We start from the raw sequence: 25,639 nt of genomic DNA on the forward strand, positions 1-25,639 counted from the left end.
GAAAACGAGTTTAACCCGGATAAGTAGTGTGTTTGCGCTCGGCGAAATGACCGACGAGGCCATCGATGAGGCCCAGGTCGCCGGCGCCGGTGGCGATCAGCGTGGAAAAACCGGCCTCCCGCGCCGCCGCAGCGATGCGCGGGTGCGGCACGAATACCGGGATGTCCCGCAGGGCTACGGCGTCGGGCAAGGCCAGCAAGTGGCCGACGCTCTCGCTGCTGGTCAGTGTCAGCGCATCGAGGCGCCCATCGCGGGCACGCGCCACGAACGGCGCGAAATCCTCCGCCGGCCCGCTGCGGTGATAGCAGGTCAGATACTCAACCAGCGCACCACGAGCCTTCAGCGTGTCGCCGAGCAGGTCGCGTCCGCCGTCGCCGCGCAGGATCAGCACCCGGCGGCCAGCCACCGCTGCGGGCTGGAAAGCCGGCAGGGCCAGCACGGCCTCGCTGTCGAAGCCGTCGGTTGGGGCGATCACATCGGTGAAACCCCTCGCCGCCAGAGCCGCTTCGCTGCCTTTGCCGACCGTCGCCAGCGCCACGCCAGCCGGCCATGCACCGATCACCGGCAGCATCGCGTCGAGGGCGAAATGCACCGCGTTGGGACTGACGAAGAAGACCAGCGCGAAATCGCCGAGGCGCCGGGCGGCAGCCTGCAGCGGCGCAGGATCGGCCACCGGCGCGATGGTCAGCAACGGAAAGCGCAGGGGCTCAGCCCCCAGCGCAGCAAGCGCCGCGCACAGGCTGTCGGCCTGCCCTGCCGGACGGGTGATGAGGATGGAGCGCCCGGCGAGGGGCCGCTGGCCGACGGCCATGATCGAATGACTACAGGCCGGCGAGGATCTCGTCGGCACCATCGGCCCGCAGGTCTTCGGCCAGCGCCAAGCCGAGGGCCTCCGGCTGGTCGATGGGGCCGCGCCGCTCGGCGCGGGCGATACGGGAACCATCGGGCAGCGCGACGAAGCCGCGCAGCCACAACTGGCCGTCCTGCACCTCGGCGTAGGCGCCCAGCGGCACTTCGCAGCTGCCGGCCAGCGCCCGCGAGGTCGCCCGCTCGGCGCGCACGCAGGCCGCGGAATGGGGATTGGCCAGCGGAGCGATCCACTCCGCCACTTCGGGACGATCGGCCAGCGCCTCGATACCCAGCGCGCCCTGCCCGGCCGCCGGCAGCGACACATGGGACGGCAGCGTGGCGCGGATGCGACTGGCGAGGCCCAGGCGGGTCAAGCCGGCAGCGGCGAGGATGATCGCGTCGTACTGGCCTTCATCGAGTTTGCGCAGGCGGGTATCCAGGTTGCCGCGCAGGCTGGTGACCGCCAGCATCGGGTACTGGGCGTGGATCTGGGATTCGCGGCGCAGGCTGGAGGTACCGACAACGGCCCCCGGCGGCATGTCGTCGAGGCTCTCGTACTTGTTGGACACGAAGGCATCGAGCGGCACTTCGCGGTCGGCGATGGCCACCAGCGCGAACTCGGGCGCAAGGGTCATCGGTACATCCTTCATCGAATGCACGGCGATGTCGGCAGCCCGGTCGAGGAGCGCGGTTTCCAGCTCTTTCACGAACAGGCCCTTGCCGCCGACCTTGGCCAGCGGGCGGTCGAGGATCTGGTCGCCACGGGTGGTCATGCCCAGCAGTTCGACGCGGCAGGACGGGTACAAGGCTTCGAGACGGGCTTTGACGTGCTCGGCCTGCCACAGGGCGAGGCGGCTTTCACGGGTGGCGATGACGATGCGGTCGGGCGTAGAGGCGCTCACGGTATTCGGGCTCGGCTGGCGTAAATGGGCGGTTCGGAGGAATGGACAAGCCGGGAACCCACGGGCAAGCTGCGGGCTTGCGCAGCGCAGCAATCAGGGTAGGCACCTATGGCGAGCATTCCGGTCTGGATTCTAGCATGGCGCCCTGATGCGCCTCCCGCGCCGACCGTAACCGACAGGACAGGATTCCGCCCCCGATGAGCGAACAGACAAGCAGCGAAGACAAGGACCTCCCCCTCCGTGACGACATCCGCCTGCTCGGCCGCGTGCTCGGCGACACCGTGCGTGCCCAGGAAGGCGAAGCGGTATTCGACCTGGTCGAGACCATCCGCCAGAGCTCGATCCGCTTCCGCCGCCACGAAGACCACTCCGCCCGCCGCGAGCTGGAAGCCACGCTGGACTCCCTGTCCCGCGACCAGACCATCGACGTGGTGCGTGCCTTCAGTTACTTCTCGCACCTGTCCAACATCGCCGAAGACCAGCACCACATCCGTCGCTCCCGCGCGCACCAGATCGCCGGTTCCGCACCGAAGGAAGGCAGCCTGGCCCACGCCCTGGAGCGGGCTTTCGACGCGGGCATGGGCAGCGCCGAACTGGTGTCCTTTTTCGACACTGCCAACGTGGTGCCGGTGCTCACCGCCCACCCGACCGAGGTGCAGCGCAAGAGCATCCTCAACTGTCAGATGGCGATCGCCCGCCTGCTCGACGAGCGCGACCGCATGCAGCTCACCCCCGATGAGCAGGAAGCCAACGACGAAGCCCTGCGCCGCGCGGTGCTGACCCTGTGGCAGACGCGCATGCTGCGCACCGAGAAGCTGTCGGTGATGGACGAGGTCAGCAACGGCTTGTCCTACTTCGACTACAGCTTCCTGCGCGAACTGCCGCGCCTTTACGCCAACGTGGAAGACCGCCTGACGGCCCGCGACCGCAGCTGGGGCGCGCTGGAGCTGCCCAATTTCATGCGCGTCGGCAGCTGGATCGGCGGCGACCGGGATGGCAACCCCTTCGTCACCGCCGAGATCCTCGAGAAGGCCCTCGCCACCCAGGCCGAGAAGGCTCTGACCTATTTCATGGACGAGGTGCACACCCTCGGCTCCCAGTTGTCCATCGCCCAGGGCCTGGTCAGCGCGTCCGACGCGCTGCTGCGCCTCGCCGGCGCATCGCCGGACGGCTCGCCGCACCGCAGCGACGAACCCTATCGCCGCGCGCTGACCGGCGTCTATGCGCGCCTCGCCGCCACGTATGCGCAGCTCCTCGGCCACCAGCCGCCGCGCCACGCGGTTGCGCCGGCAGCGCCCTACGGCAGCCCGGACGAACTCGCCGACGAACTGGAGATCGTGCACCGCTCCCTCACCGCCAACGGCCTCGGCACCCTCGCCCGCGGCCGCCTGCGCCACCTGCGCCGGGCGGTGTCGGTGTTCGGCTTCCACCTGGCGCCGATCGACCTGCGCCAGAACTCCGACGTGCATGAACGCGTCGTCGCCGAACTGCTGAAGGCCGCCGACCCGGCCAAGGACTACCTGGCCCTCGACGAGGCCGGCCGCATCGAGATGCTGCTCGAAGAGCTGGCCACCGCGCGCCCGCTGGCGTCGCCGTGGATCGAGTATTCCGAAGAGAGCCGCGGTGAACTGGCGATCTTCCGCGCTGCCCGTGCCGCCCACCTGCGCTATGGCAAGGCCGCGGTGCCGAACTGCATCATCTCCAAGACCGACGACGTCTCCGACATCCTCGAAGTCGCCGTGCTGGCCAAGGAAGCTGGCCTGCTGCGCCCGGCCGAAGGCGTACTGGACGTGAACATCATTCCGCTGTTCGAGACCATCGGCGACCTGCAGAACGCCGCCGGTGTGATGGACCGCCTGTTCTCGCTGCCTGCCTACATGGCCCTGCTGGAGTCCCGCCGCAAGGAGCAGGAAGTCATGCTCGGCTACTCCGACAGCAACAAGGACGGCGGCTTCCTGACCTCCGGCTGGGAGCTCTACAAGGCCGAGATCGGCTTGGTGGACACCTTTGCCCGCCATGGCGTACGCCTGCGCCTGTTCCACGGCCGCGGCGGCTCCGTCGGCCGCGGCGGCGGCCCCAGCTACCAGGCCATCCTGGCCCAGCCGGGCGGCGCGGTGCAGGGGCAGATCCGCCTCACCGAGCAGGGCGAAGTCATCGCCTCCAAGTACGCCAACCCGGAAGTCGGCCGCCGCAACCTGGAAGTGCTGGCCGCTGCGACGCTGGAAGCCACGCTGTTCGCGCCGCGCGATCCGGCCCCGCGCCCCGAATACCTGGAGGCGATGGACGAGCTGTCGGACGCCGCCTTCAAGGCCTACCGCAACCTCGTCTACGAGACCGACGGCTTCGAGCGCTATTTCTGGGAGTCCACGGTGATCTCGGAAATCGCCGCTCTGAACATCGGCAGCCGCCCGGCGTCCCGCAAGAAGTCCACCGCCATTGAAGACCTGCGCGCCATCCCTTGGGTGTTCAGCTGGGCCCAGTGCCGCCTGATGCTGCCGGGCTGGTACGGCTTCGGCTCGGCCGTGCATGCCTACATCGTCAAGCACGGCGACGCCGGCCTGGCCCGCCTGCAGGCGATGCACAAGGAGTGGTCCTTCTTCTCGACCCTGCTGTCCAACATGGACATGGTGCTGGCCAAGAGCGACATCGCCATCGCCAGCCGCTACGCCGATCTGGTCAAGGACGGTGCGCTGCGCGAGGCAATCTTCCCGCGCATCGCCAAGGAGCACGCCAGCACCATCGAAATGCTGCTGACCATCAGCGGCCAGGGCGAGCTGCTCGACGCCAATCCGCTGCTCAAGCGCTCGATCCGCAACCGCTTCCCCTACCTCGACCCGCTCAACCACGTGCAGGTCGAGCTGCTGCACCGCTACCGGGAAGGCCACCAGGACGAGCGCGTGCGGCGCGGCATCCACCTGTCCATCAACGGCATCGCCGCCGGCCTGCGCAACAGCGGCTGATACACGGTGCCGGGGGCCGGCATTCCGGCCCCCGGGCTGGCCCCCACCTACACCGCGTACTGGGTTACCGCAATCTCCATCCGCTCGACGGCCTGATTGAGGATCTGCACCGCCTCACGGGTCACCCCGATGACGGCCTGGTTCTGGTCGGTCATCGCCGACACGCGCTCGACGCTGCCGGTCAGATGGGCCACCGCCCCCTGCTGCTCTTCGGACAAGCGCGAGATCCCGTTAACCATGTCCTGGGTTTCCGCCATCTGGCTCTGGATGGCCTGCAGGGCTTCGCGGGCGTCCTGCACCAGGCGCACCCCGGCCTCCACCTGCACCGCGCCGGCGCGCATGCCATCCACCGCCTTGCCGGTTTCGGCCTGGATGCTGCCGATCATCGTGCCGATCTCCTGAGTCGCCTGGCCAGTGCGCTCGGCCAACTTGCGCACCTCGTCGGCCACCACCGCGAAGCCACGCCCCTGCTCACCGGCCCGCGCCGCCTCGATGGCCGCATTGAGGGCCAATAGGTTGGTCTGGTCAGCAATCTCGCGGATCACGCCGGAAATGCGTGAGATCTCGGCCGACTGGGTGCCGAGGAACTCCACCTGCTGGGCCGACGTGGTGACTGTTTCGGCCAGCGCCAGGATGGTTTCACTGGCCTGCACCGACAGGCTGGCGCCCTGCACCGACACCTGGCTGGCCGCCTCTGCCGCCGCACGGGTTGCTGCCGCCGACGCGGCGACGGTGCCGATGGACTGGGAAATCTGTTCGATGCCCTGGGCCGCCGAGGCCGTTGCCTCGCCCTGCACCTCCGCCGAGCTGGCGCTTTCGGCAACGCCCTGGGCAACCCGGCTGGCCACCTGCTGGACCTGCGACGCCGTATCCGCCATACCCTGGACCGTGGCCTGCACCGACGCGACGAAATCATCCAGCCCACGGCCGATCTGCCCGACCACGTCGGGGCGCGACAGATGGAAACGCTGGTCCAGGTTACCGCTGGTCAGCAGACGTTCGATATGTTCGGTGATGGCCCCCAGATCCCGCCGCATGCGCGGCACGAAGAAGGCCAGGAACCCGGCGCTCCACAGCAGGCCGATCAGCCCCAGGCCCTGCAATACATAAGGCGGCAACTCCGATGCCAGGCCCGACACCATCAGCAGGCTGCCGAGCAGGCAGCCGAAGCCCACGCCGATCAGCTGCACCGGGAAAGAACCGAGCAGCGCCCACGGCGACACCTGCGCCGGCACCACACGGCCATGTTCGATGCGGATCGACGTGTCGCCATCGGTAATACGCTTGTAGGCCGCTTCGGCGGCAGCCACGTCGCCCGCCGCCGGGCGCGCCCGGATCGACTGGTAGCCGGTGACGCGGCCATGCTCGCGCACCGGCGAGGCATTGGCGACGACCCAGTAATAGCCGCCGTCACTACGCCGGTTCTTGACCAGGCCGCGCCACGGACGCCCAGCCTGCAGGTCGCGCCACATGTCGGCAAAGGCCTGCGGCGGCATGTCCGGATGACGCACCATGTTGTGCGGCTGGCCGAGCATCTCCTCGCGGCGAAAGCCACTGACCTTGGCGAAGGCCTCGTTGGCCTCGATGATCGTGCCCTTCAGGTCGGTGCGGGAATAGATGAATTCACCATCCGGCAGCAGGGTTTCCGAACGGGTAACAGGCTGATTGATGCGCATGATGGCAGGGGCTTCGGCTCGGGTGTCCGGACGCAACGACCACAGCCAGCTCGCAGGAACGGCGAGCCGGCTGTCGGCAGGTCACAAGGGGAATGGGAGAAACGGCGCAAGGCGCCGCCTCTCCGGCTGCGGCGGCTTAAACCGCGCCGCGGGCTTCCCGCTTGGCGTCGGTGGCCAGGCCCATGACTTCGGCGAGGGTGAGCTTGTCGAGCTTGGGCTTGCGGGAGGCCAGGCCGTCCACCAGGGTCACGACCTTCTGGGAGGCGGTCTGGCCCTTGAAGTCTTCCTTTTCGTAGCCGATCAGGTCGGCCAGTTCGTTCCAGGTCATACCGTCCTGCAGCGGGATCAGCTCGACGGTGGCGCCGTTGAAATCGAACAGCACCGGCTTGGCGACGTTGACCACGAACAGGATCGCCTTGGAGCCTTCGGCGAAGTCCGGGCCGTACTTGGCCAACAGCGGTTCGACCAGGTCGAGCTGGTCGAGGGAGCCGGCCAGGAACACCAGCTTGTCGCCGGCGGCCAGGGACACGCCCTGCTTCAGCACGGCCTTCGGCGCGTTGCGGCGGCCTTGGGCATCACCGACTTCCCCTTCGATCACCACCAGCTCGCCGCGATAGGCAGCCTTGTCGCCGACGGCTTCCTTGAAGTTCATGTTGAAGAGGAGTTGGTCTTTTTCGTAGCGGTCGTACAGCATGGCGGCTTCCTTGGCAGGTAGATGGCAAATGACCATTACTGTGCAAAAGGAATGCCAGCCCGTACGAAAACGGCCGCGCCTTGCGGGACAAGGCTTTCCGCGCCATCGGCGGGCGCCGGGGCGTGTCGCAAAGACGACAATGGTGCATCCCCGACGCGCGCAGAAAAGACAAGCCCGGCTGATCGGCCGGGCCCGTTTTCGCCCATTCAGCATGAGTCGAAACGGCGCTGGCCGAGTGACTCAGCAGAACACGCCGGCAGGCCGCCGGCTGCGATGAACTTTCAGCGCTTCCCGCGCGGCCGCGCGGCCGCGGGCACCGGCGGCTTGCGGACCTCCGGCTGCGCACGGCGTGCGCCGACAGGACTGGCAGCCTTGCCGCCGCTCTTGCGCGGCGCGCCTGCTGCGCACTTGCGTCCTTCGCCGCGGTCGAGGACCACCGGCTGATCGCGCGGCACCAGGTGGCGCGGAGATGCACCGATCAGGTCGCCACGGCCCATCGCCCGCAGGGCTTCGCGGATCAGCGGCCAGCCTTCCGGATCGTGGTAGCGCAGCAGCGCCTTGTGCAGGCGGCGCTGGCGGCCGGACTTGGGCGTATCCACCGCCTCGGATGCCGCCGACACCTTGCGCAGCGGGTTCTTACCAGAGTGGTACATGGTGGTCGCCATCGCCATCGGCGTCGGCATGAAGGTCTGCACCTGGTCGAGCTTGAAGTTGTTGGTCTTCAGCCACAGGGCCAGATTGACCATGTCCTCATCCGTGGTGCCCGGGTGAGCCGCGATGAAGTAGGGAATCAGGTGCTGCTTCTTGCCGGCCTCCTTAGAGAAGCGCTCGAACATCTCCTTGAAGCGATCGTAGGTACCGATGCCCGGCTTCATCATCTTGGACAGCGGACCGTCCTCGGTGTGCTCAGGGGCGATCTTGAGCAGGCCGCCGACGTGGTGGGTGACCAGCTCCTTCACGTACTCCGGCGAGCGCACGGCGAGGTCGTAACGCAGGCCGGAGCCGATCAGCACCTTCTTCACGCCGGGGATCGCCCGTGCCTTGCGGTACAGCTGGATCAGCGGGCCGTGGTCGGTGCCGAGGTTTTCGCAGATGCCCGGGAAAACGCAGGACAGGCGCCGGCAGGAGGACTCGATCTTCGGATCCTTGCAGGCCATCCGGTACATGTTGGCGGTGGGGCCGCCGAGGTCGGAGATGGTGCCGGTGAAGCCCGGCGTCTTGTCGCGGATCTCCTCGATCTCCTTGAGGATGGAGGCCTCCGAGCGGCTCTGGATGATGCGGCCTTCGTGCTCGGTGATCGAGCAGAAGGTACAGCCGCCGAAACAGCCGCGCATGATGTTGATCGAGAAGCGGATCATGTCCCAGGCCGGGATGCGCGCCTCACCATAGCTCGGGTGCGGCTGACGGGCGTAGGGCTGGCCGAAGACCCAGTCCATCTCCTCGGTGGAGAGCGGCACCGGCGGCGGGTTGAGCCACACATCGCGGCAACCGGGGCCGACGCCATGGGCCTGGACCATCGCGCGGGCGTTGCCCGGGTTGGACTCCAGGTGGAAGGTACGCGACGCATGGGCGTACATCACCCGGTCGTCCTTCACCACCTCGTAGGCCGGCAGGCGGATAACCTGGTGGGCGCGCGCGGCCTTACGGGCGGCGACGCGCTCGGCGGCGGGCACAATGCGCACTGGCTGCGCGCCATCCGGCGTCGCCGGGGCGGTTTGCTGGGGCTCCATCGCATAGGGATCAGGATGGGGTTCGACGGGGCCGGGCCGGTCGATGGCGACGGAATCGATCTCCACGAAGCCCTCCGGATGCCAGCCGGGCTTGACCATAAAGGCCGTGCCGCGCAGGTCGCGGATCTCTTCGATCGGCTCGCCGGCGGCCAGGCGATGGGCCAGCGCGATCACCGCCCGCTCGCCGGAACCGAAGATCAGCAGGTCGGCCTTGGAGTCGGGCAGCACGGAGCGGCGCACCTTCTCGGACCAGTGGTCGTAATGGGCGATGCGGCGCAGGCTGGCCTCGATGCTGCCGATCACGATGTTGGCGTCCGGATAGGCTTCGCGGGCACGCTGGGCATACACCACCACCGCCCGGTCGGGGCGCTTGTCGGGCAGCGCGTCCGCCGTGTAGGCGTCGTCCGAGCGCGGCTTGCGGTCGGCAGTGTAGCGGTTGATCATCGAATCCATGTTCCCGGCGGTGATGCCGTAGAACAGGCGCGGCTTGCCGAGGGCGCGGAAGGCGTCGGCGGAATGCCAGTCCGGCTGGCTGATGATGCCGACGCGGAAACCCTGGGCTTCCAGTGCGCGGCCGACCAGCGCCATGCCGAAACTGGGATGGTCGATGTAGGCATCGCCGGTGACGACGATGATGTCGCATTCGTCCCAGCCGAGCGCGTCCATTTCCGCCCGGCTCATGGGCAGGAAAGGCGCCCGCTTGAGCTTGGGACGGTAAGGCGGATACGAAAGCAAAGAGGGGGTAGTACCGGGTTTTTCCATGGGCGCGATTGTACGGGAGCCCATGTTGGAACACCCGCGAAACCGGACGTTCCCTATACCTTCAAGGCTTCCTTGACCACCGGCCACTGCCGCCGGCTGACTGGCAACTGCTCGGCGATCCCCTCGAACAGCACGACCCAGTGGGCCTCGCCATCCTCGCCGGTGGTGGCACGCGCAACGCCCTTCACGGCATGGATGGCAATCAGGCAATTGCGGTGGATGCGCAGGAAGCGACCCGCAAATTCTTCTTCGAGTTGCACCAGGGACTCGTCGAGCAGGTACTCCCGCTCACGGGTGCGCGCCACCACGTATTTCTGCTCGGCCTTGAGGAACAGCACGTCGGCCACCGGCACCAGCAGGATGCGCCCCCGCTCGCTGACGCTGAAATGCCCCCGCCCGCCCGGCGACAGCTGGCGCAGGGTTTCCTCCGATGGCCGATGCTGGCGCCGCACCTTGACCAGCGCATCGGCGAGGCGGCTGGCACGCACCGGCTTGAGCAAGTAATCGATGGCCGCCAATTCGAAGGCCTGCACCGCATACTCGTCATAGGCGGTGGCGAACACCACGGCCGGTGGCGGCTCCAGCCGTCCCAGATGGCGAGCCAGCTCGATACCGTTCATGACCGGCATGCGGATGTCCGTCAACACCAGATCCGCCCGCTCCTGCTCCAGCACAGCCAAGGCTTCCACTCCATTGGCCGCGGTGCCGATCACACGGGTGGGGTGCGCATCGGCAAGATCTCCGAGCAGGTCCTGCAGGCGCGTGCGGGCCGGCGCTTCATCATCGACAATCAGCACGGAGAGCGGCGACATGGTGTTCATCTGGCAATCCTGAAAGGCAGACGGATGCGTACCCGGTAAACGTCATTCCCCTGCTCGACGTCCAGACTCGCTTCCAGATCGAAGAACAGCATCAGACGCTCCCGGATGTTATCCACGGCCATGCGATTGCCCACATGATGCATGGCGACGCCGCACACCGGATTGGTGATCTCGATGTGGACCTCCGCACCGCGCCGGGCCGTGGAAATGGCGACGGTGCCACCTGCCTCTCCGGGCTCGATACCGTGATAGACGGCATTCTCAACCAGCGGCTGGAGCATCAGCGGCGGCACCAGAGCCGCATCGGCGGCCGGGTCCCGGGTCCAGTCCACGGCCAACCGCCCGCCGAGGCGCAAGCGCTCCAGGTTCAGATAGCGTTCGCACAAGCGCGTCTCTTCAGCCAGGGGCACCAAGTCGCGGTTGTCCTGCATCAGAGCCCGGAAGAGATCGGACAACTCCTCCAGGGCCTCCTCGGCCCGCCGTGGATTGGAGCGCAGCACGCCAAGCACGCCGTTCAGACTGTTGAACAGGAAATGCGGCCGGATCCGCGCTGTCAACGCCATCAGGCGGGCCTCAGCAAGCGCAGGCGCATAGGTGGTGCCACGGTGATGGAAATAAGCCAGCACGCAGCCGAACGCAATACAGGACCAGACCAGGGAACGCCCCAGGCCATAGCCATCCACCGGAGTCAGCAGCAGATGGGAGAACACAACCACCGCGAGGACGAAACCACCGGCGGCAATGGCCCCGCCCGGCGTCGGCAGGCGGCTCAGCACGGGCTGAAGCAGGAACAGCAGCGCAACCGACAGGATCAGGGGGAATTCGACACGCATCGCCATATCGAGCACGTCCTGCACAAAGCGGCTGCCAACCTCGTTGCGCACGAACACCGCCAGCAACGCCAGGGCATTGACGAGCAACAGAACGCGCAACACGACACCCAGATTGCGAAAGTCCGGCAAGGCCCCCTGGTAGCGCACGCGGCCGGCAAGCTGCGGGTTTTGTTTTATACTCATGGGTCAAAAATCGGGCCAAAACCTTGAATCCACGGGATTCTCCACGGGCATAGGCCAACTTAATCGCAGAGAGCATTCGCAATTATGGCAGATCAATCCGCGTCGCAGGACGGCCCCAAGGCCTGGTCCGGCCGCTTCTCCGAACCCGTTTCCGACCTGGTGAAGCGCTACACCGCCAGCGTGTTCTTCGACAACCGCATGGCCGCCCAGGACATCCGCGGCTCCCTCGCCCACGCCAAGATGCTGGCCCGGCAGGGCATCATCGGCGCCACCGACCTGGCCGACATCGAGCGCGGCATGGCACAGATCGTCGGCGAGATCGAACGCGGCGAGTTCAACTGGAACCTGGACGACGAAGACGTCCACCTCAACATCGAGAAGCGCCTGACCGCCCTCGTCGGCGATGCCGGCAAGCGTCTGCACACCGGCCGCAGCCGCAACGACCAGGTCGCCACCGACATCCGCCTGTGGCTGCGCGACGCCATCGACACCATCCTCGGCCTGATCCGCGAATTCCAGCTGGCCGTCCTCGACCTGGCCGAGCACCACGCCGACACCCCGCTGCCGGGCTTCACCCACCTGCAGGTCGCCCAACCGGTCACCTTCGGCCATCACCTGATGGCGTATTACGAGATGACGCGCCGCGACGCCGAGCGCTTCGCCGACTGTCGCAAGCGGGTCAACCGCCTGCCGCTGGGCTCCGCCGCGCTGGCCGGCACCACCTACCCGATCGACCGGGAATACGTGGCCGAGCTGCTGGGCTTCGAGGAGGTCTGCTTCAACTCCCTCGACGCGGTGTCGGACCGGGACTTCGCGATCGAGTTCAGCGCTGCCGTGTCGCTGCTGATGACCCACCTCTCGCGCCTGTCGGAAGAGCTGATCCTGTGGATGAGCCCACGCGTCGGCTTCATCGACCTGGCCGACCGTTTCTGCACCGGCAGCTCGATCATGCCGCAGAAGAAGAACCCCGACGTACCCGAACTGGTGCGCGGCAAGACCGGCCGTGCCAACGGCAACCTGATCGCACTGCTGACCCTGATGAAAGGCCAGCCGCTGGCCTACAACAAGGACAACCAGGAAGACAAGGAGCCACTGTTCGACTCCGCCGACACCGCCATCGACACTCTGCGCATCTACGCTGACATGATGGGCAGCCGCGTCGAGAACGGCGAAAAGGTCTTCAATGTGCGTGTCAAGCCGGCCGCCATGCAGTCCGCGCTGACCCAGGGCTACGCCACAGCCACCGACCTGGCCGACTATCTTGTGAAGAAGGGCCTGCCCTTCCGCGACGCCCACGAAGCCGTCGCCCTGGCCGTGCGCGCCGCTGACGCCAAGGGCTGCGACCTGCCACAGATCCCGCTTGAAGACTTGCGAACGGCGATGGCCCACGTGGCCGGCGCCGTCGAACGTCTGGGCGAGGATGTGTTCCAAGTCTTGACGGTGGAAGGCTCGCTGGCGGCCCGCGATCACGTGGGCGGCACTGCACCCAATCAAGTGCGCTCAGCCATCGCTCGCGCTCGCGCACGTCTGGCCTGAGGAGAGGCATGATGGAAAGGATCGGCAAGTACGAGATCCGGCGTTTGCTCGGGGAGAGCGCGACGAGCGCCGTCTATCTCGGCTTCGATCCTTTCAGCCAGCGCGAGATGGCGATCAAGCGCCTCCATCCGGAGATCCTGCGCAGCACCGACCGTACCGCGCTGTACCACCACCTGCTGCTCAACGAGGCCTCCCTCGCCGGCAAGCTGCAGCATCCGCACATAGCCCAGATCCACGATGCGGTCATCGAGGAGCGGGATGCCTATGTGGTCATGGAGTACGTGCCCGGCGGCACTTTGGAGGCTTTCACCAAGCCGGACAACCTGTTGTCCTTCGAGCGCCTGGTGGAGATCATCTTCAAATGCACGCGGGCCCTCGACTACGCCTATCTGCAGGGCGTCACGCACCGGGACATCAAGCCGGCCAACATCCTGCTTACCTCACCGAACGGCCAGGACATCAAGGTGTCCGACTTCGGTGCAGCGATCTTCACGGCCAGCGAGACCACGCAGGTATCCGGTCTCGGATCGCCGGCCTACATGTCGCCGCAGCAGGTCCGCGAAATGCCGCTGGATCACCGCACCGACATCTATTCCCTTGGCGTGGTGATGTACCAGTTGCTGACCGGCCAGCTGCCCTTCCAGGCAAGCACCAACGTCAACCTGATCTACCAGATCGCCAACCAGGTCGCCCCGCCGCCGTCGAGCATCCGTCCTGAGATTCCGCCCGAACTGGACGCCATCGTCGTGCGCGCGATGCAGAAGGATCTGTCCGCCCGTTACGCGACCTGGATGGAGTTTTCCCACGACCTGGCCCAGGCCTACCGCAACCGCAACCTCGCCACAGACGACCGCAGCGAACCGCCGGACAGCGCTAAGTTCGAGCGTCTGCGCGCCTTCCGCTTTTTCCGGGAATTCAGCGATATCGAAATCTGGGAGATCGTCCGCTTCGCGGAATGGAGGTTGATCCCGTCCGGATCCATCGTCATGAAGGAAGGCGAGCCGGGAAATCATTTCTGCATCGTCGTGGATGGCGAGCTGCGAATCATCAAGAAGGGCCATCTGCTCAACGTACTCAGTACGGGCGACTGCTTCGGCGAGATGGCGCTCTTCACGGCCGGACGTGGCGCACGCACAGCCTCGGTGGAAGCCACCGCCGAAACACGCATCCTGATCATCCGGGCGCCGGCCCTGCTGCGTGCCTCCGCGCTGTGCCAGATGCACTTCTACAAGGGCTTCCTCGAAGTCCTCGCCACTCGCTTGTCCTTGGCCAACAGCCGCATCTCCAGCGTCTGAAGCGAGGTAGCCACCAACGCAAACGGGGCAGCCAATGGCTGCCCCGTTTGTATTCAACTCAGCCTAGCTCAGGCCAGCACCTCGTCGATCAGCTTCTTCAGCTCACCGGAGTCGAACATTTCCTTCATGATGTCCGAACCGCCGACGAACTCGCCCTTGATGTAGAGCTGCGGAATGGTCGGCCAGTTGGCGTATTCCTTGATGCCCTGGCGGATGGCTTCGTCGGCCAGCACGTCGACGGAGAACAGGTTCTGCACACCGGAAACCTTGAGGATCTGCGCGGCAGCGGCGGAGAAGCCACAGCGCGGCATAGCCGGCGTACCCTTCATGTACAGCACGACCGGGTGCGTGGTGACTTGTTCGTGAATGATCTTTTGAACGTCCATCGTGGTCTCGCAAAAATAGTTGAGCAATTCAGTCGGGAAAGTCTAGGCCTGACGGAGGGAGGCGTCAAGGGCGGCGGCCATGGCTCGTTCTTTCGATACCAGCCAGATCCACTGCCGACGCCACCTCCTGGAAGCCAGCGGAAACAAGCAAGTCACGGACCATTGCCGCCTGATCGTAGCCATGCTCCATGAACAGGTAACCGCGGGGCGCCAGGAAGGCCGGCGCCGCCAGCGTAATCCGGCGCAGATCGTCGAGCCCTGCGGGCCCTGACGCCAGCGCCGTGCGGGGCTCGAAACGCACGTCGCCATCATCCAGGTGCGGATCCGCGTCGGCAATATACGGTGGATTGCTGACAATGAAATCGAAAGCTGTCGCGTCCACCGCGGAAAACCAGTCGCTCGCGATGAAGCGCACCGTAGCACCAAGGAGGGCCGCATTGCCACGCGCCACATCAAGTGCGGCCGGTGACAGGTCCACCGCCGTCACCTGTGCTTCCGGAATCTCCAGCGCCAACGTCACGGCCAGCGCGCCGCTGCCCGTCCCCAGATCGAGGATGCGCGGCACGCTGCCGGGACGAATCCGCTCACGGACGAGGTCGACGATCAGTTCTGTCTCGGGGCGCGGAATCAGCACCGCCGGGCTCACCTGAAAACACCGCCCGTAGAATTCCCGCTCTCCGAGAATGTAGGCCATCGGCTCGCCGGCCGACCGGCGTTCGAGCCAGGCCGCATAGTGCGCGGACTGCTCGGCCGACAGGCTGCGTTCCGGGTAAGCCGCCACCTGGGCAGCCCCGATGCCAAGCAGCCGGCACAGGAACATGCGCGCCTCGCTGGCCGGAATGCGCCCGCGCGCCGCCGCCAGCGCGCTACCGAGGGTCAGCTCAGGCATTCTCGTCGGCCAGCGCCGCCAGGAGTTCCGCCTGATGCTCGGCGGTCAGCGCCGCGATGACTTCATCCAGCTCGCCCTGCATCACCGCGTCGAGCTTGTAGAGGGTCAGGTTGATGCGGTGATCGGTGAGCCGGCCTTGCGGGTAGTTGTAGGTCCGAATGCGCTCGGAACGATCGCCGCTGCCAACCAGACTCTTGCGGGTTGCGGCCTCGCGGGCCTGCTGCTCGCGCACCTGGATGTCCTTGATCCGCGCCGCCAGCACGCGCAGCGCGGAAGCCTTGTTCTGGTGCTGGGAACGCCCGTCCTGACACTCCGCCACGATACCGGTGGGAATGTGGGTGATGCGCACCGCCGAGTCGGTCTTGTTGATGTGCTGACCACCCGCACCGGAAGCCCGGAAGGTATCGATGCGCAGATCGGCCGGATTAAGCTCCACGTCGCCGACTTCATCGGCTTCAGGCATGACGGCCACGGTACAGGCCGACGTATGGATACGCCCCTGGGTCTCGGTGGCCGGCACCCGCTGCACACGGTGGCCGCCGGACTCGAACTTCAGGCGGGAGTAGGCGCCATTGCCGGCAACCCGAACGATGACTTCCTTGTAACCGCCCAGTTCGGAATCGCTGGCCGAGATGATCTCGACACGCCAGCCCTGACGCTCCGCGTAACGGGTGTACATACGCAGCAGGTCACCGGCAAACAGGGCCGCCTCATCGCCCCCGGTGCCCGCGCGGATTTCGAGGAACAGGTTGCGCTCGTCGTTGGGGTCGCGGGGCAGCAGGGCTGTCTGCAGTTCACCGTCGATACGTGCCTGGGCCGCCTGGGCGGTCTCCAGCTCGGCAACGGCCAGTTCCTTCATCTCCGGATCGGCCAGCATGTCCCTGGCGGTGGCTTCGTCTTCGAGCGCCTGGCAGAAGTCCCGGTAAAGCGCGACGACCGGCGAGATTTCGGCATGCTCGCGCGTGAGCTTGCGGTAGTTGTCCATGTCGCTGGCCGCCTCGCTGCTGGCGAGCAGGCGATCGAGTTCCTGCAGGCGGTCGGCAAGATTGTCCAGCTTGTCGCGGATACGCTGTTTCATTGGCTTGGGGCCTGCGATTGCAGGCGAGGACGACCACCCCCGTCGGGACTAGTGGTCTCTGTGGAGATTGAAGATACGCTGGACCAGCTCGGCGCTGTCGCCCCGCTGGTCACCCTCTGCGTCATTCAGGAAACGCGTCGGGGCATGCATGAACTTGTTGGTCAGGCCGTGACTGAGCGCTTCGAGCACCTTCTGCGGATCGTCGCCACGGGACAGCAGGCGCACGGCCCGCTCGAGCTCGGCCCGGCGCAACTCATCGGCATGGGAGCGCAGCGCCCGGATGGTCGGCACTGTATCGCGGCTGTCGAGCCAGTGCAGGAAACCATCGACGCGCTCATCGATGATGGTCTCGGCTTCGACCACCGCGGCCTGGCGGGATTCGAGACCGGAATCCACCACTTGCGCGAGATCATCCACGGTGTAGAGGAACACATCATCGAGTCCGGCGACTTCGCCTTCGATATCCCGCGGCACGGCCAGGTCCACCATGACCATCGGACGGTGGCGACGCGCCTTCAGGGCCCGCTCGACCATGCCGAGCCCGATGATGGGCAAGGGACTGCCGGTGCAGGACACCACGATGTCGTAGCCGGCCAGCGCTTCACCAACCTGGTCGAGCCGCAGCACATCGCCGCCGAAGCGGGCTGCCAGGTCTTCGGCACGCGACTGGGTACGGTTGGCAATGGTCAGACGACGCGGTTTGGCGCCACCGAAGTGCGCCGCACACAACTCGATCATCTCGCCAGCACCGACGAACAGCACCTTCTGATCGCTAACCCGCTCGAAGATCCGCTCCGACAGATGCACAGCCGCTGCCGCCATCGACACGATGTTGGCACCGATCGCTGTCGTCGAACGCACTTCCTTGGCCACCGAGAAGGTGCGCTGGAAGAGCTTGTGCATCGTCGCGCCCAACGTCCCGGCCTCCTCGGCCTGGCGCACAGCATCCTTCATCTGCCCAAGGATCTGCGGCTCGCCGATGACCATCGAATCGAGCCCGCTCGCCACCCGGAACACATGGCGGATCGCATCCCGCTGCGGAAAGGTGTAGAGGTAAGGAGAGATGTCCCTCAACGCGACCCGGTGGTACTCGGCAAACCAGTCCGCCGCATGCTGAGGCTGCTGGGTCGCGAAATACAACTCGGTGCGGTTGCAGGTGGACAGGATGGCAGCCTCTTTCACCGGCTTGGCCTCCACGAGATCAGCCAGCGCCTGAACCAGACGCTCAGGGCGAAACGCGACCTGTTCGCGGATCGACAGGGGCGCGGTGTGGTGATTCAAGCCAAGGGCAAAAAGCTGCACGGGAAAAGCCAGGCAGTGGCGAAATTCGGCAAAGCCGGATTATATCACCCGAAAATTTGGCGATAAGGGCGCATCGTTACCGCCCGTCGGGCTTGACCGCCTCCGTCAGCATCCACTCGCGAAAAGCCCGTACTTCTGGACGCTCGCTGACGGAATCGGAGATCACCAGATGATAGGCATGGCGGGAAGGCATCGAAACATCGAAAGGCAGGATCAGGCGGCCGGCAGCCACTTCGGCCTCGATGAGCGGCCGCAGTATCAAGGCGACCCCCTGCCCGCCCAGAACAGCTTCGAGCACGAGCGCAGTGCTCGAGAAACGCGGCCCCCGGCTGACATCGGCCCCCGGCAGGCCGGCCAGACGGAACCAGTCAGCCCAGTTCGGCCGCCCGCCTTCGTCCGGCAGGGACTCGTCATGGATCAGCACTTGCCGACACACATCCGCCGGCGTCAGCAGAGGCCCTGAACGGGCAATCAACTCCGGGCTGCACACCAGCATGTAGTCCGGCGCGAGAATCAGGTCGCATTGGGAGCCCCTGTAACGCCCGGCACCAAAGCGCACCATCACGTCGCTCACATCACCGTGCAGGTCTGCCAGCACCTCGACAGGCTCCCCGACACCGTCGATGCTGGCCTCGCTGCTGGCCAGGCGCAATTCGATATCGGGGTGCAACTCTGCAAACCGTGGCAGCCGCGGCACGAGCCAGCGCAGCGCGAAAAAAGGAGGGACATGGACGGTCAGCGCGCGCGGCCTGCCATGGCGCGTCATCTCCACGGCAGCAACGAGATTGGCGAGTCCTTCGCTGACCTTGGGCAGCATCGCGATCCCCGCATCCGTAAGCTCCAGCGCACGCGGCAAACGCCGAAACAACGGGGTATCGAGATAGGTTTCGAGCGTCTTGATCTGCTGGCTGATCGCCGCGGGCGTCACGAAGAGTTCGGCAGCCGCTCGCTTGAAGCTCAGATGACGGGCGGCCGACTCGAATGCGCGCAGCGCAGCAAGAGGAGGCAAACGATAGCTCATCACGCCAACGAATAAGTAAAGCTTGATCGTAGCATTACAAATACTCGTTTGCTGCACCGCAGCATGCAAAATATATTGACAGTACGGCGCGACGAAATAACCTGCCGCCCGCCTTCCTCTCCTCCCTCGCCAGGCGGCAGGCCGCGCCCCCCTCACTTGAAAGGACAACACCATGAGCTTCACTGAACTGCGCGATCTTCTTGCCAAGCAGTTGGAACAGCGGGTCGAAGCCGAACGCCACCAAACCGCAAACGGAAAGCAGCTTGCGACCGAAGACGACGCCTATTTCAAGGAAGTATTCGCTGGCCTCGTGCTCTGAACAAACCCCGCGGTCGGCAAGCCCTCAACACCGGCTTACAAATCCATACGACTGGTTACACCCCCTCGTCAGCGCATCTTCTACAGTGGAAAAACAAGCTGTCGGCCTAGACCGACATGAAGAGTAACTGGAGAACAGCATGAAAACGATGACGAGAACCTTGGTGCTTTTGCTGGCAATGAGCACTTTCACGGGCTGCTCGAGCATGAGCACCCGCGACAAAAACACGGCAATCGGCGCGGCAATCGGTGGCGTTGCCGGATCTGTGCTGACCGGCGGCAGCACGAGTGGTACGGTTGGTGGTGCTGCAGTAGGCGGCGTGATCGGCCATCAGATCAAGCGCTGACTTTACACCTGGAGCGGTACCTGACCGTAGCGAACGCGGCGGCGCCAAACCTCGGCCGCCGCGGATATCTTAGTCACCACTCGTCAGTGCGGCCATCTCGCGATCCAGCGCACCCGCATCCCCGAGATTCAGCTCCACCAGACGACGTAGATGGGTAATGCTGTCCAGATCGATCTCGCGGCAACGCATGCCGATGTGAAGCTGGCCGCCGATTTGCTCCACGTGAGCAATCTCGCCATCCATCGACACTGCGGCATCACCTGTCCCCGACAGAACCAGACGCAACCGGCAAGCTTCGCCACGTTTGGCAGAACTGGGCAGTCCGTCACCCGCAGGACAGGTGAGCAATGCACCTTTCAGTGACAGGTCGCGTACTTCACATGCCAACCCATACCCGGCCAGTTGTAACATTGCCCCTTCCTGGAAGTGGACCCGGCTGAATTTCCTGCGTTGTTCACTCTGCATTCTTAGATCCTCGAGCATTGATACGCCACGACGCTCACCACACACTCGGACGAGTCGCTCACTCTCCGGTGAACTCCGGCTTCCGCTTCTCTTTGAAAGCCAGTCTCCCTTCCGCATAGTCATGGCTGTTGTAAACCACCCTGCGCAAGCCCTGGATCCGCTCGAAATCCTCCGGAGCCATCGCATGCGCGCCTGCCAGAATTCGCAGTTGTTCCTTCATCACAGAAATGGACAGGGGCGCATTCGCCGCAATACGCTGCGCCATACCGTAAACCACGTCGTCCAACTCCGCGTTCGGCACGACATGATTGATCACCCCGAGGCTACACAAGCGCGACGCAGACAGCGGAGCAGCGGTAAACAACATTTCTTTGGCTATCCGCAGGTTTGCCGCATTGAGGAAAGTCAGCAAGCCCCCCACATTGTAAGGCACACTCAGTTTGGCTGGCGTCGCAGCGAAGGTCACATCATCCGCCGCGATGATCAGATCACAAGCAAACACGGTTTCGCAGGCACCTCCCCACACACTTCCCTCAATCATCGCAATGATCGGCGCGGGAAAACTTTCAATTTCCCGAATCAGCTTGCGTAATGGATCGCGCCACGCCAGCGGGTCGTGGCCGGCCTCAGGCAACTCGTTGATGTCGTGGCCGGCAGACCAGACCTTGCAACCCGGCCTGGCTCGTAGCACGACACAGCGCACACCCACCCCGCGAAATGACTCCAGCGCGGCCGAGAACTGATCAACCATTTCCTCACAAAGCGCATTGCGCCGATCTTCCCTGTCCAAGGTCACCGTAGCAATTCGGTCGGCTATATCTATCTGCAGCATTGGATTCCTGTCATACATCGGTCAAGCTTAGGTCGTCTCGCCCATAGTGAACGGCAGCACAACTCTTCACGAACTGAAATCAAACCAGCACACCGAGCAACATTGATCTCGCAATGGGGACCACCTTGGCTAGGTTGGGGGAATATCCGTCACTTTTCCATAGAAACCCACATCCGCGATGAGTAGGTCTGCCCTCACAGTGAGACGCTGGCGCAGGCCCCGGAGCCGATCCATGTGATCGATAAGGGCATCCCGAGCGCCGGGCGGCACTCCCAGACACCGACGGCCGCGCATGATGTTCACCTGCAACTCTACGCTAGGAAGGCCTCTTCGAGCGGGGGCTCGCCATCGGCCAATCGATACTCACTCTGGGGCCGGCAAGTCGCACCAGGCCTATCTGTGGTCCTGCTGTATAGGCACCGATGATCGGACTCAGGCGGTCATCTACGACTTTGCAGAGAGCCGCGCTGGCAAGCACGCCCTGGCCTTCCTCGGCGACTGGCTCAGCCCCCTCATCTGCAACGCTCAGGGGGACTACATGACCCACACACGGCACAAGTTCTTCGAGCTTCAGAAGCACGAGCGGTGCCAGATCGCAGCCATCTACGCCATCGAGCAAGAGGCCCGCGAACGGGATTGCCGATATCCGCCACCCGCAGCGGGAAACCAAGGCAAAGCCGCTGCTCGAAGCACCCACAGCCTGGCGACCGCAATGCCGAAGCAAGGCACCGAAGGGGTCATCCAGCGCCAAGGCTATCGACTGCCGCCTGAAGCGCTGTGTGGTGGCCACCCATGTGCTTGGGGCTGAAGTCACCAGCACGTCTGTCTGAAACGCCGTTGAATCGCGCCTTCTGTGAGAATTTGTTTTTTATTTTTGCCTTTAAACGCCAAAAGCCCCCGCACGATGGAGTGCGAGGGCTTTGATGGGGTAAGTCTGACGATGACCTACTTTCACGCACGGTTGTGCACTATCATCGGCGCGGTCTTGTTTCACGGTCCTGTTCGGGATGGGAAGGGGTGGTTCCAAGACGCTATGGTCGTCAGACTATAACTTGTACCGCTTTCCGCGTTTTCGCGGTTGAAGCGTCAAAGGGAAGAAGTGTTCTTTGGGATGTATGACTGCGCGTTGCGCTTTATTCGTCTTGCATTTTTGCAAGGTTATAGGATCAAGCCTCACGGGCAATTAGTACTGGTTAGCTTAACGCATTACTGCGCTTCCACACCCAGCCTATCAACGTCGTGGTCTTCAACGACCCTTCAGGGGAATCGAGTTCCCAGGGATATCTCATCTTGAGGCGAGTTTCCCGCTTAGATGCTTTCAGCGGTTATCTCTTCCGGATTTAGCTACCCGGCGATGCGACTGGCGTCACAACCGGTACACCAGAGATCCGTCCACTCCGGTCCTCTCGTACTAGGAGCAGGCCCCCTCAAATATCCAGCGCCCACGGCAGATAGGGACCAAACTGTCTCACGACGTTTTAAACCCAGCTCACGTACCACTTTAAATGGCGAACAGCCATACCCTTGGGACCGGCTACAGCCCCAGGATGTGATGAGCCGACATCGAGGTGCCAAACTCCGCCGTCGATGTGAACTCTTGGGCGGAATCAGCCTGTTATCCCCAGAGTACCTTTTATCCGTTGAGCGATGGCCCTTCCATACAGAACCACCGGATCACTATGACCTGCTTTCGCACCTGCTCGACTTGTCGGTCTCGCAGTCAAGCCACCTTTTGCCATTGCACTATCAGTACGATGTCCGACCGTACCTAGGTGACCTTCGTACTCCTCCGTTACCTTTTGGGAGGAGACCGCCCCAGTCAAACTGCCTACCATGCACGGTCCCCGATCTGGATTCACAGACCTAGGTTAGAACCTCAACGACACCAGGGTGGTATTTCAAGGACGGCTCCTCTGGAACTAGCGTCCCAGTCTCATCGCCTCCCACCTATCCTACACAAGTCCCGTCAAAGTCCAATGCAAAGCTACAGTAAAGGTTCATGGGGTCTTTCCGTCTAGCCGCGGGGAGATTGCATCTTCACAAACACTTCAACTTCGCTGAGTCTCAGGAGGAGACAGTGTGGCCATCGTTACGCCATTCGTGCAGGTCGGAACTTACCCGACAAGGAATTTCGCTACCTTAGGACCGTTATAGTTACGGCCGCCGTTTACCGGGGCTTCGATCAAGAGCTTGCACCCCATCACTTAACCTTCCGGCACCGGGCAGGCGTCACACCCTATACGTCCACTTTCGTGTTTGCAGAGTGCTGTGTTTTTAATAAACAGTCGCAGCCACCGATTCTCTGCGGCCTCTTCGCCCTTCGGATGTACTCCTACAAGCTACCGAGGCATACCTTCTCCCGAAGTTACGGTATCAATTTGCCGAGTTCCTTCTCCTGAGTTCTCTCAAGCGCCTTAGTATCTTCTACCTGCCCACCTGTGTCGGTTTGCGGTACGGTCACTCTATGACTGAAGCTTAGAGGCTTTTCCTGGAAGCAGGGTATCAATCACTTCGGTCTCAAAGAGACCTCGTCGTCACGCCTCAGCTAAGCTCTCCGGATTTGCCTAAAGAGCACGCCTACACGCTTAAACCGGGACGTCCAACACCCGGCTGACCTAACCTTCTCCGTCCCCCCATCGCATCATAGAGCGGTACAGGAATATTGACCTGTTTCCCATCGACTACGCATTTCTGCCTCGCCTTAGGGGCCGACTCACCCTGCGTCGATGAACGTTGCGCAGGAAACCTTGGGCTTTCGGCGAGGGTGCTTTTCACACCCTTTATCGCTACTCATGTCAGCATTCGCACTTCTGATATCTCCAGCATCCTTTACAAGACACCTTCACAGACTTACAGAACGCTCCCCTACCATCTCTTACGAGATCCGCAGCTTCGGTTCATGGCTTGAGCCCCGTTACATCTTCCGCGCAGGACGACTCGACTAGTGAGCTATTACGCTTTCTTTAAAGGGTGGCTGCTTCTAAGCCAACCTCCTAGCTGTCTATGCCTTCCCACCTCGTTTTCCACTTAGCCATGTATTTGGGACCTTAGCTGGCGGTCTGGGTTGTTTCCCTCTTGACGATGGACGTTAGCACCCACCGTCTGTCTCCCGTGTATCACTTTCCGGTATTCGGAGTTTGCTATCGCGGGGTAGATCGCAATGACCCCCCCAACGATTACAGTGCTCTACCCCCGGAAGTGTCCGCACGAGGCACTACCTAAATAGTTTTCGGGGAGAACCAGCTATTTCCAAGTTTGTTTAGCCTTTCACCCCTATCCACAGCTCATCCCCTAATTTTTCAACATTAGTGGGTTCGGACCTCCAGTGCGTGTTACCGCACCTTCATCCTGGCCATGGATAGATCACTTGGTTTCGGGTCTACGCCCAGCAACTAAAATCGCCCTTATCAGACTCGCTTTCGCTACGCCTCCCCTATCCGGTTAAGCTTGCTACTGAACGTAAGTCGCTGACCCATTATACAAAAGGTACGCAGTCACCCCTTGCGAGGCTCCCACTGTTTGTATGCATGCGGTTTCAGGATCTATTTCACTCCCCTCCCGGGGTTCTTTTCGCCTTTCCCTCACGGTACTGGTTCACTATCGGTCGATCACGAGTATTTAGCCTTGGAGGATGGTCCCCCCATCTTCAGACAGGATTTCACGTGTCCCGCCCTACTTGTCGCACGCTCAGACCCGCCGGCTACTTTTCACATACGGGGCTATCACCCACTATGGCCAAGCTTTCCAGCTTGTTCTGTTAAGTAACCGGTTTAGTCGTGCAGGCTCATCCCCGTTCGCTCGCCACTACTTGGGGAATCTCGGTTGATTTCTTTTCCTCGGGGTACTTAGATGTTTCAGTTCTCCCGGTTCGCTTCCACTGACCTATGAATTCAGTCAGGGATACCTCAAAAGAGGTGGGTTTCCCCATTCGGATATCGGGGGATCAAAGCTCCATTGCCAGCTCCCCCCCGCTTTTCGCAGGCTTGCACGTCCTTCATCGCCTGTGATCGCCAAGGCATCCACCACATGCACTTTGTCGCTTGATCCTATAACTTTGCACTCTGATTACTCAGAGACAACGCTATTGACGAACTCGCGCTTGTGCGCATCACCACTGTGCTGGTTCAAAGCCAGCGGTGATGCAAATGCAATCACACAACCCATGTAGCTTCTGTCTCATCAACAGCCGCTACACACTTCTTCCACTTTGTTAAAGATCGAACAGTCTTACTGGCAAAAACCAGAACAAAGCACACGCAAACCTATTTGCTTGCTGCTTTGTTCTGATCTCTGGTGGAGGCAGTCGGGATCGAACCGACGACCCCCGGCTTGCAAAGCCGGTGCTCTCCCAGCTGAGCTATGCCCCCTTTGATCGCTTGGTGGGTCAGGTAGGAATCGAACCTACGACCCCCGCCTTATCAAGACGGTGCTCTAACCGACTGAGCTACTGACCCCCATTACTGTGTCGAGGATCAGATCAGACAGCTTGACATCAGCTCGCGATGTCTCACTCTCTGACGCCTGGCCTCTCACTGTTCTTTAAAAACAACCGATAGGTTGTGGATACTCGATTCAGAGGTTTTTCTCTAGAAAGGAGGTGATCCAGCCGCACCTTCCGATACGGCTACCTTGTTACGACTTCACCCCAGTCATGAAGCTCACCGTGGTAAGCGCCCTCCTTGCGGTTAAGCTACCTACTTCTGGTAAACCCCACTCCCATGGTGTGACGGGCGGTGTGTACAAGACCCGGGAACGTATTC

At 63.3% G+C, this 25,639-nt stretch carries 20 protein-coding genes, 2 tRNA genes and 3 rRNA genes (1 of these 25 running past the window's edge); 6 read left to right on the forward strand and 19 right to left on the reverse strand.

The annotated features are described in order from the left end of the window. Positions 1-10: 10 nt before the first annotated feature. Together AC1PQG_RS20700 and hemC are read right to left on the reverse strand one after the other, a co-directional pair. The gene (locus AC1PQG_RS20700; protein WP_481119643.1) at positions 11-811 is read right to left on the reverse strand and encodes a uroporphyrinogen-III synthase; all 801 of its coding nucleotides are present in this window, start codon (positions 809-811) and stop codon (positions 11-13) included. Positions 812-821: 10 nt separating this feature from the next. Beyond that, positions 822-1,751 (reverse strand): hydroxymethylbilane synthase, encoded by a 930-nt coding sequence (gene hemC / locus AC1PQG_RS20705; RefSeq protein ID WP_481119644.1) that lies wholly within the window; start codon positions 1,749-1,751, stop codon positions 822-824. Positions 1,752-1,948: 197 nt separating this feature from the next. Between hemC and ppc the strand changes: the two genes are divergently transcribed. Then, entirely contained in the window at positions 1,949-4,711 is a 2,763-nt protein-coding gene (gene ppc, locus AC1PQG_RS20710) for a phosphoenolpyruvate carboxylase (RefSeq protein ID WP_481119645.1), read from the forward strand. Between the two features lie 47 nt (positions 4,712-4,758). On the opposite strand, the gene AC1PQG_RS20715 is transcribed toward ppc, so the two are convergent. From AC1PQG_RS20715 to AC1PQG_RS20735, 5 genes are all read right to left on the reverse strand, one after another. Then, positions 4,759-6,387, reverse strand: a complete 1,629-nt coding sequence (locus tag AC1PQG_RS20715; protein WP_481119646.1) for a methyl-accepting chemotaxis protein — start codon at positions 6,385-6,387, stop codon at positions 4,759-4,761. Between the two features lie 136 nt (positions 6,388-6,523). Continuing rightward, a complete protein-coding gene (locus tag AC1PQG_RS20720) occupies positions 6,524-7,081 on the reverse strand; it encodes a hypothetical protein (protein WP_481119647.1) in 558 nt (185 codons plus the stop codon). A 281-nt stretch (positions 7,082-7,362) separates the two neighbouring features. Further along, positions 7,363-9,492: a YgiQ family radical SAM protein gene (locus tag AC1PQG_RS20725; protein ID WP_481119648.1), complete on the reverse strand. Its 2,130-nt coding sequence runs from the start codon at positions 9,490-9,492 to the stop codon at positions 7,363-7,365. 134 nt (positions 9,493-9,626) lie between these two features. After that, entirely contained in the window at positions 9,627-10,394 is a 768-nt protein-coding gene (locus AC1PQG_RS20730; RefSeq protein ID WP_481119649.1) for a LytR/AlgR family response regulator transcription factor, read from the reverse strand. Then, positions 10,391-11,410: a sensor histidine kinase gene (locus tag AC1PQG_RS20735; RefSeq protein ID WP_481119650.1), complete on the reverse strand. Its 1,020-nt coding sequence runs from the start codon at positions 11,408-11,410 to the stop codon at positions 10,391-10,393. Before AC1PQG_RS20735 ends, AC1PQG_RS20730 begins: the two co-directional genes overlap by 4 nt. 84 nt (positions 11,411-11,494) lie before the next feature. Here AC1PQG_RS20735 and argH point away from each other — a divergent pair, with 84 nt between their 5' ends. Beyond that, positions 11,495-12,946 carry an argininosuccinate lyase gene (gene argH, locus AC1PQG_RS20740; RefSeq protein ID WP_481119651.1) on the forward strand — a complete coding sequence of 484 codons (1,452 nt, stop codon included), beginning with the start codon at positions 11,495-11,497 and terminating at the stop codon, positions 12,944-12,946. An 8-nt stretch (positions 12,947-12,954) separates the two neighbouring features. Beyond that, positions 12,955-14,241, forward strand: coding sequence for a protein kinase domain-containing protein (locus AC1PQG_RS20745; RefSeq protein ID WP_481119652.1), 1,287 nt, complete (start codon positions 12,955-12,957; stop codon positions 14,239-14,241). A 68-nt stretch (positions 14,242-14,309) separates the two neighbouring features. Here AC1PQG_RS20745 and grxD read toward each other — a convergent pair whose 3' ends face one another. The 5 genes from grxD to gcvA form a co-directional block, all read right to left on the reverse strand. Then, a complete protein-coding gene (gene grxD / locus AC1PQG_RS20750; RefSeq protein ID WP_481119653.1) occupies positions 14,310-14,627 on the reverse strand; it encodes a Grx4 family monothiol glutaredoxin in 318 nt (105 codons plus the stop codon). Between the two features lie 64 nt (positions 14,628-14,691). Beyond that, a complete protein-coding gene (prmC, locus tag AC1PQG_RS20755; protein ID WP_481119654.1) occupies positions 14,692-15,516 on the reverse strand; it encodes a peptide chain release factor N(5)-glutamine methyltransferase in 825 nt (274 codons plus the stop codon). Beyond that, entirely contained in the window at positions 15,509-16,594 is a 1,086-nt protein-coding gene (gene prfA, locus AC1PQG_RS20760; RefSeq protein WP_481119655.1) for a peptide chain release factor 1, read from the reverse strand. The genes prmC and prfA overlap by 8 nt, the downstream gene beginning before the upstream one ends. Before the next feature lie 48 nt (positions 16,595-16,642). Next, positions 16,643-17,896, reverse strand: a complete 1,254-nt coding sequence (gene hemA, locus AC1PQG_RS20765) for a glutamyl-tRNA reductase (RefSeq protein ID WP_481119656.1) — start codon at positions 17,894-17,896, stop codon at positions 16,643-16,645. Positions 17,897-17,972: 76 nt separating this feature from the next. After that, entirely contained in the window at positions 17,973-18,917 is a 945-nt protein-coding gene (gene gcvA, locus AC1PQG_RS20770; protein ID WP_481119657.1) for a transcriptional regulator GcvA, read from the reverse strand. 172 nt (positions 18,918-19,089) lie between these two features. Between gcvA and AC1PQG_RS20775 the strand changes: the two genes are divergently transcribed. Then, positions 19,090-19,236 carry a hypothetical protein gene (locus AC1PQG_RS20775; RefSeq protein ID WP_481115795.1) on the forward strand — a complete coding sequence of 49 codons (147 nt, stop codon included), beginning with the start codon at positions 19,090-19,092 and terminating at the stop codon, positions 19,234-19,236. 139 nt (positions 19,237-19,375) lie between these two features. Then, the gene (locus AC1PQG_RS20780) at positions 19,376-19,582 is read left to right on the forward strand and encodes a glycine zipper 2TM domain-containing protein (RefSeq protein WP_481119658.1); all 207 of its coding nucleotides are present in this window, start codon (positions 19,376-19,378) and stop codon (positions 19,580-19,582) included. 69 nt (positions 19,583-19,651) lie between these two features. Here AC1PQG_RS20780 and AC1PQG_RS20785 read toward each other — a convergent pair whose 3' ends face one another. Continuing rightward, positions 19,652-20,047 (reverse strand): PilZ domain-containing protein, encoded by a 396-nt coding sequence (locus tag AC1PQG_RS20785; RefSeq protein ID WP_481119659.1) that lies wholly within the window; start codon positions 20,045-20,047, stop codon positions 19,652-19,654. Positions 20,048-20,105: 58 nt separating this feature from the next. Next, the gene (gene scpB, locus AC1PQG_RS20790; protein ID WP_481119660.1) at positions 20,106-20,879 is read right to left on the reverse strand and encodes a methylmalonyl-CoA decarboxylase; all 774 of its coding nucleotides are present in this window, start codon (positions 20,877-20,879) and stop codon (positions 20,106-20,108) included. A gap of 295 nt (positions 20,880-21,174) precedes the next feature. On the opposite strand from scpB, the gene AC1PQG_RS20795 reads away from it, so the two are divergent. After that, on the forward strand, positions 21,175-21,687 hold the full coding sequence (locus tag AC1PQG_RS20795; protein ID WP_481123038.1) for an IS66 family transposase: 513 nt from the start codon (positions 21,175-21,177) through the stop codon (positions 21,685-21,687). 124 nt (positions 21,688-21,811) lie between these two features. Here AC1PQG_RS20795 and rrf read toward each other — a convergent pair. From rrf to AC1PQG_RS20820, 5 genes are all read right to left on the reverse strand, one after another. Continuing rightward, positions 21,812-21,924: ribosomal RNA gene (gene rrf / locus AC1PQG_RS20800) — 5S ribosomal RNA — on the reverse strand. A gap of 117 nt (positions 21,925-22,041) precedes the next feature. Continuing rightward, positions 22,042-24,925: ribosomal RNA gene (locus AC1PQG_RS20805) — 23S ribosomal RNA — on the reverse strand. A 245-nt stretch (positions 24,926-25,170) separates the two neighbouring features. Further along, positions 25,171-25,246, reverse strand: a tRNA-Ala gene (locus AC1PQG_RS20810). Positions 25,247-25,256: 10 nt separating this feature from the next. Then, a tRNA-Ile gene (locus AC1PQG_RS20815) sits at positions 25,257-25,333 on the reverse strand. A gap of 136 nt (positions 25,334-25,469) precedes the next feature. Next, positions 25,470-25,639, reverse strand: a 16S ribosomal RNA gene (locus tag AC1PQG_RS20820); it runs 1,368 nt beyond the window's last position. The 16S, 23S and 5S rRNA genes sit together here with 2 tRNA genes alongside, the layout of an rRNA operon.

Source organism: Zoogloea sp. GDB6 (assembly GCF_056724105.1).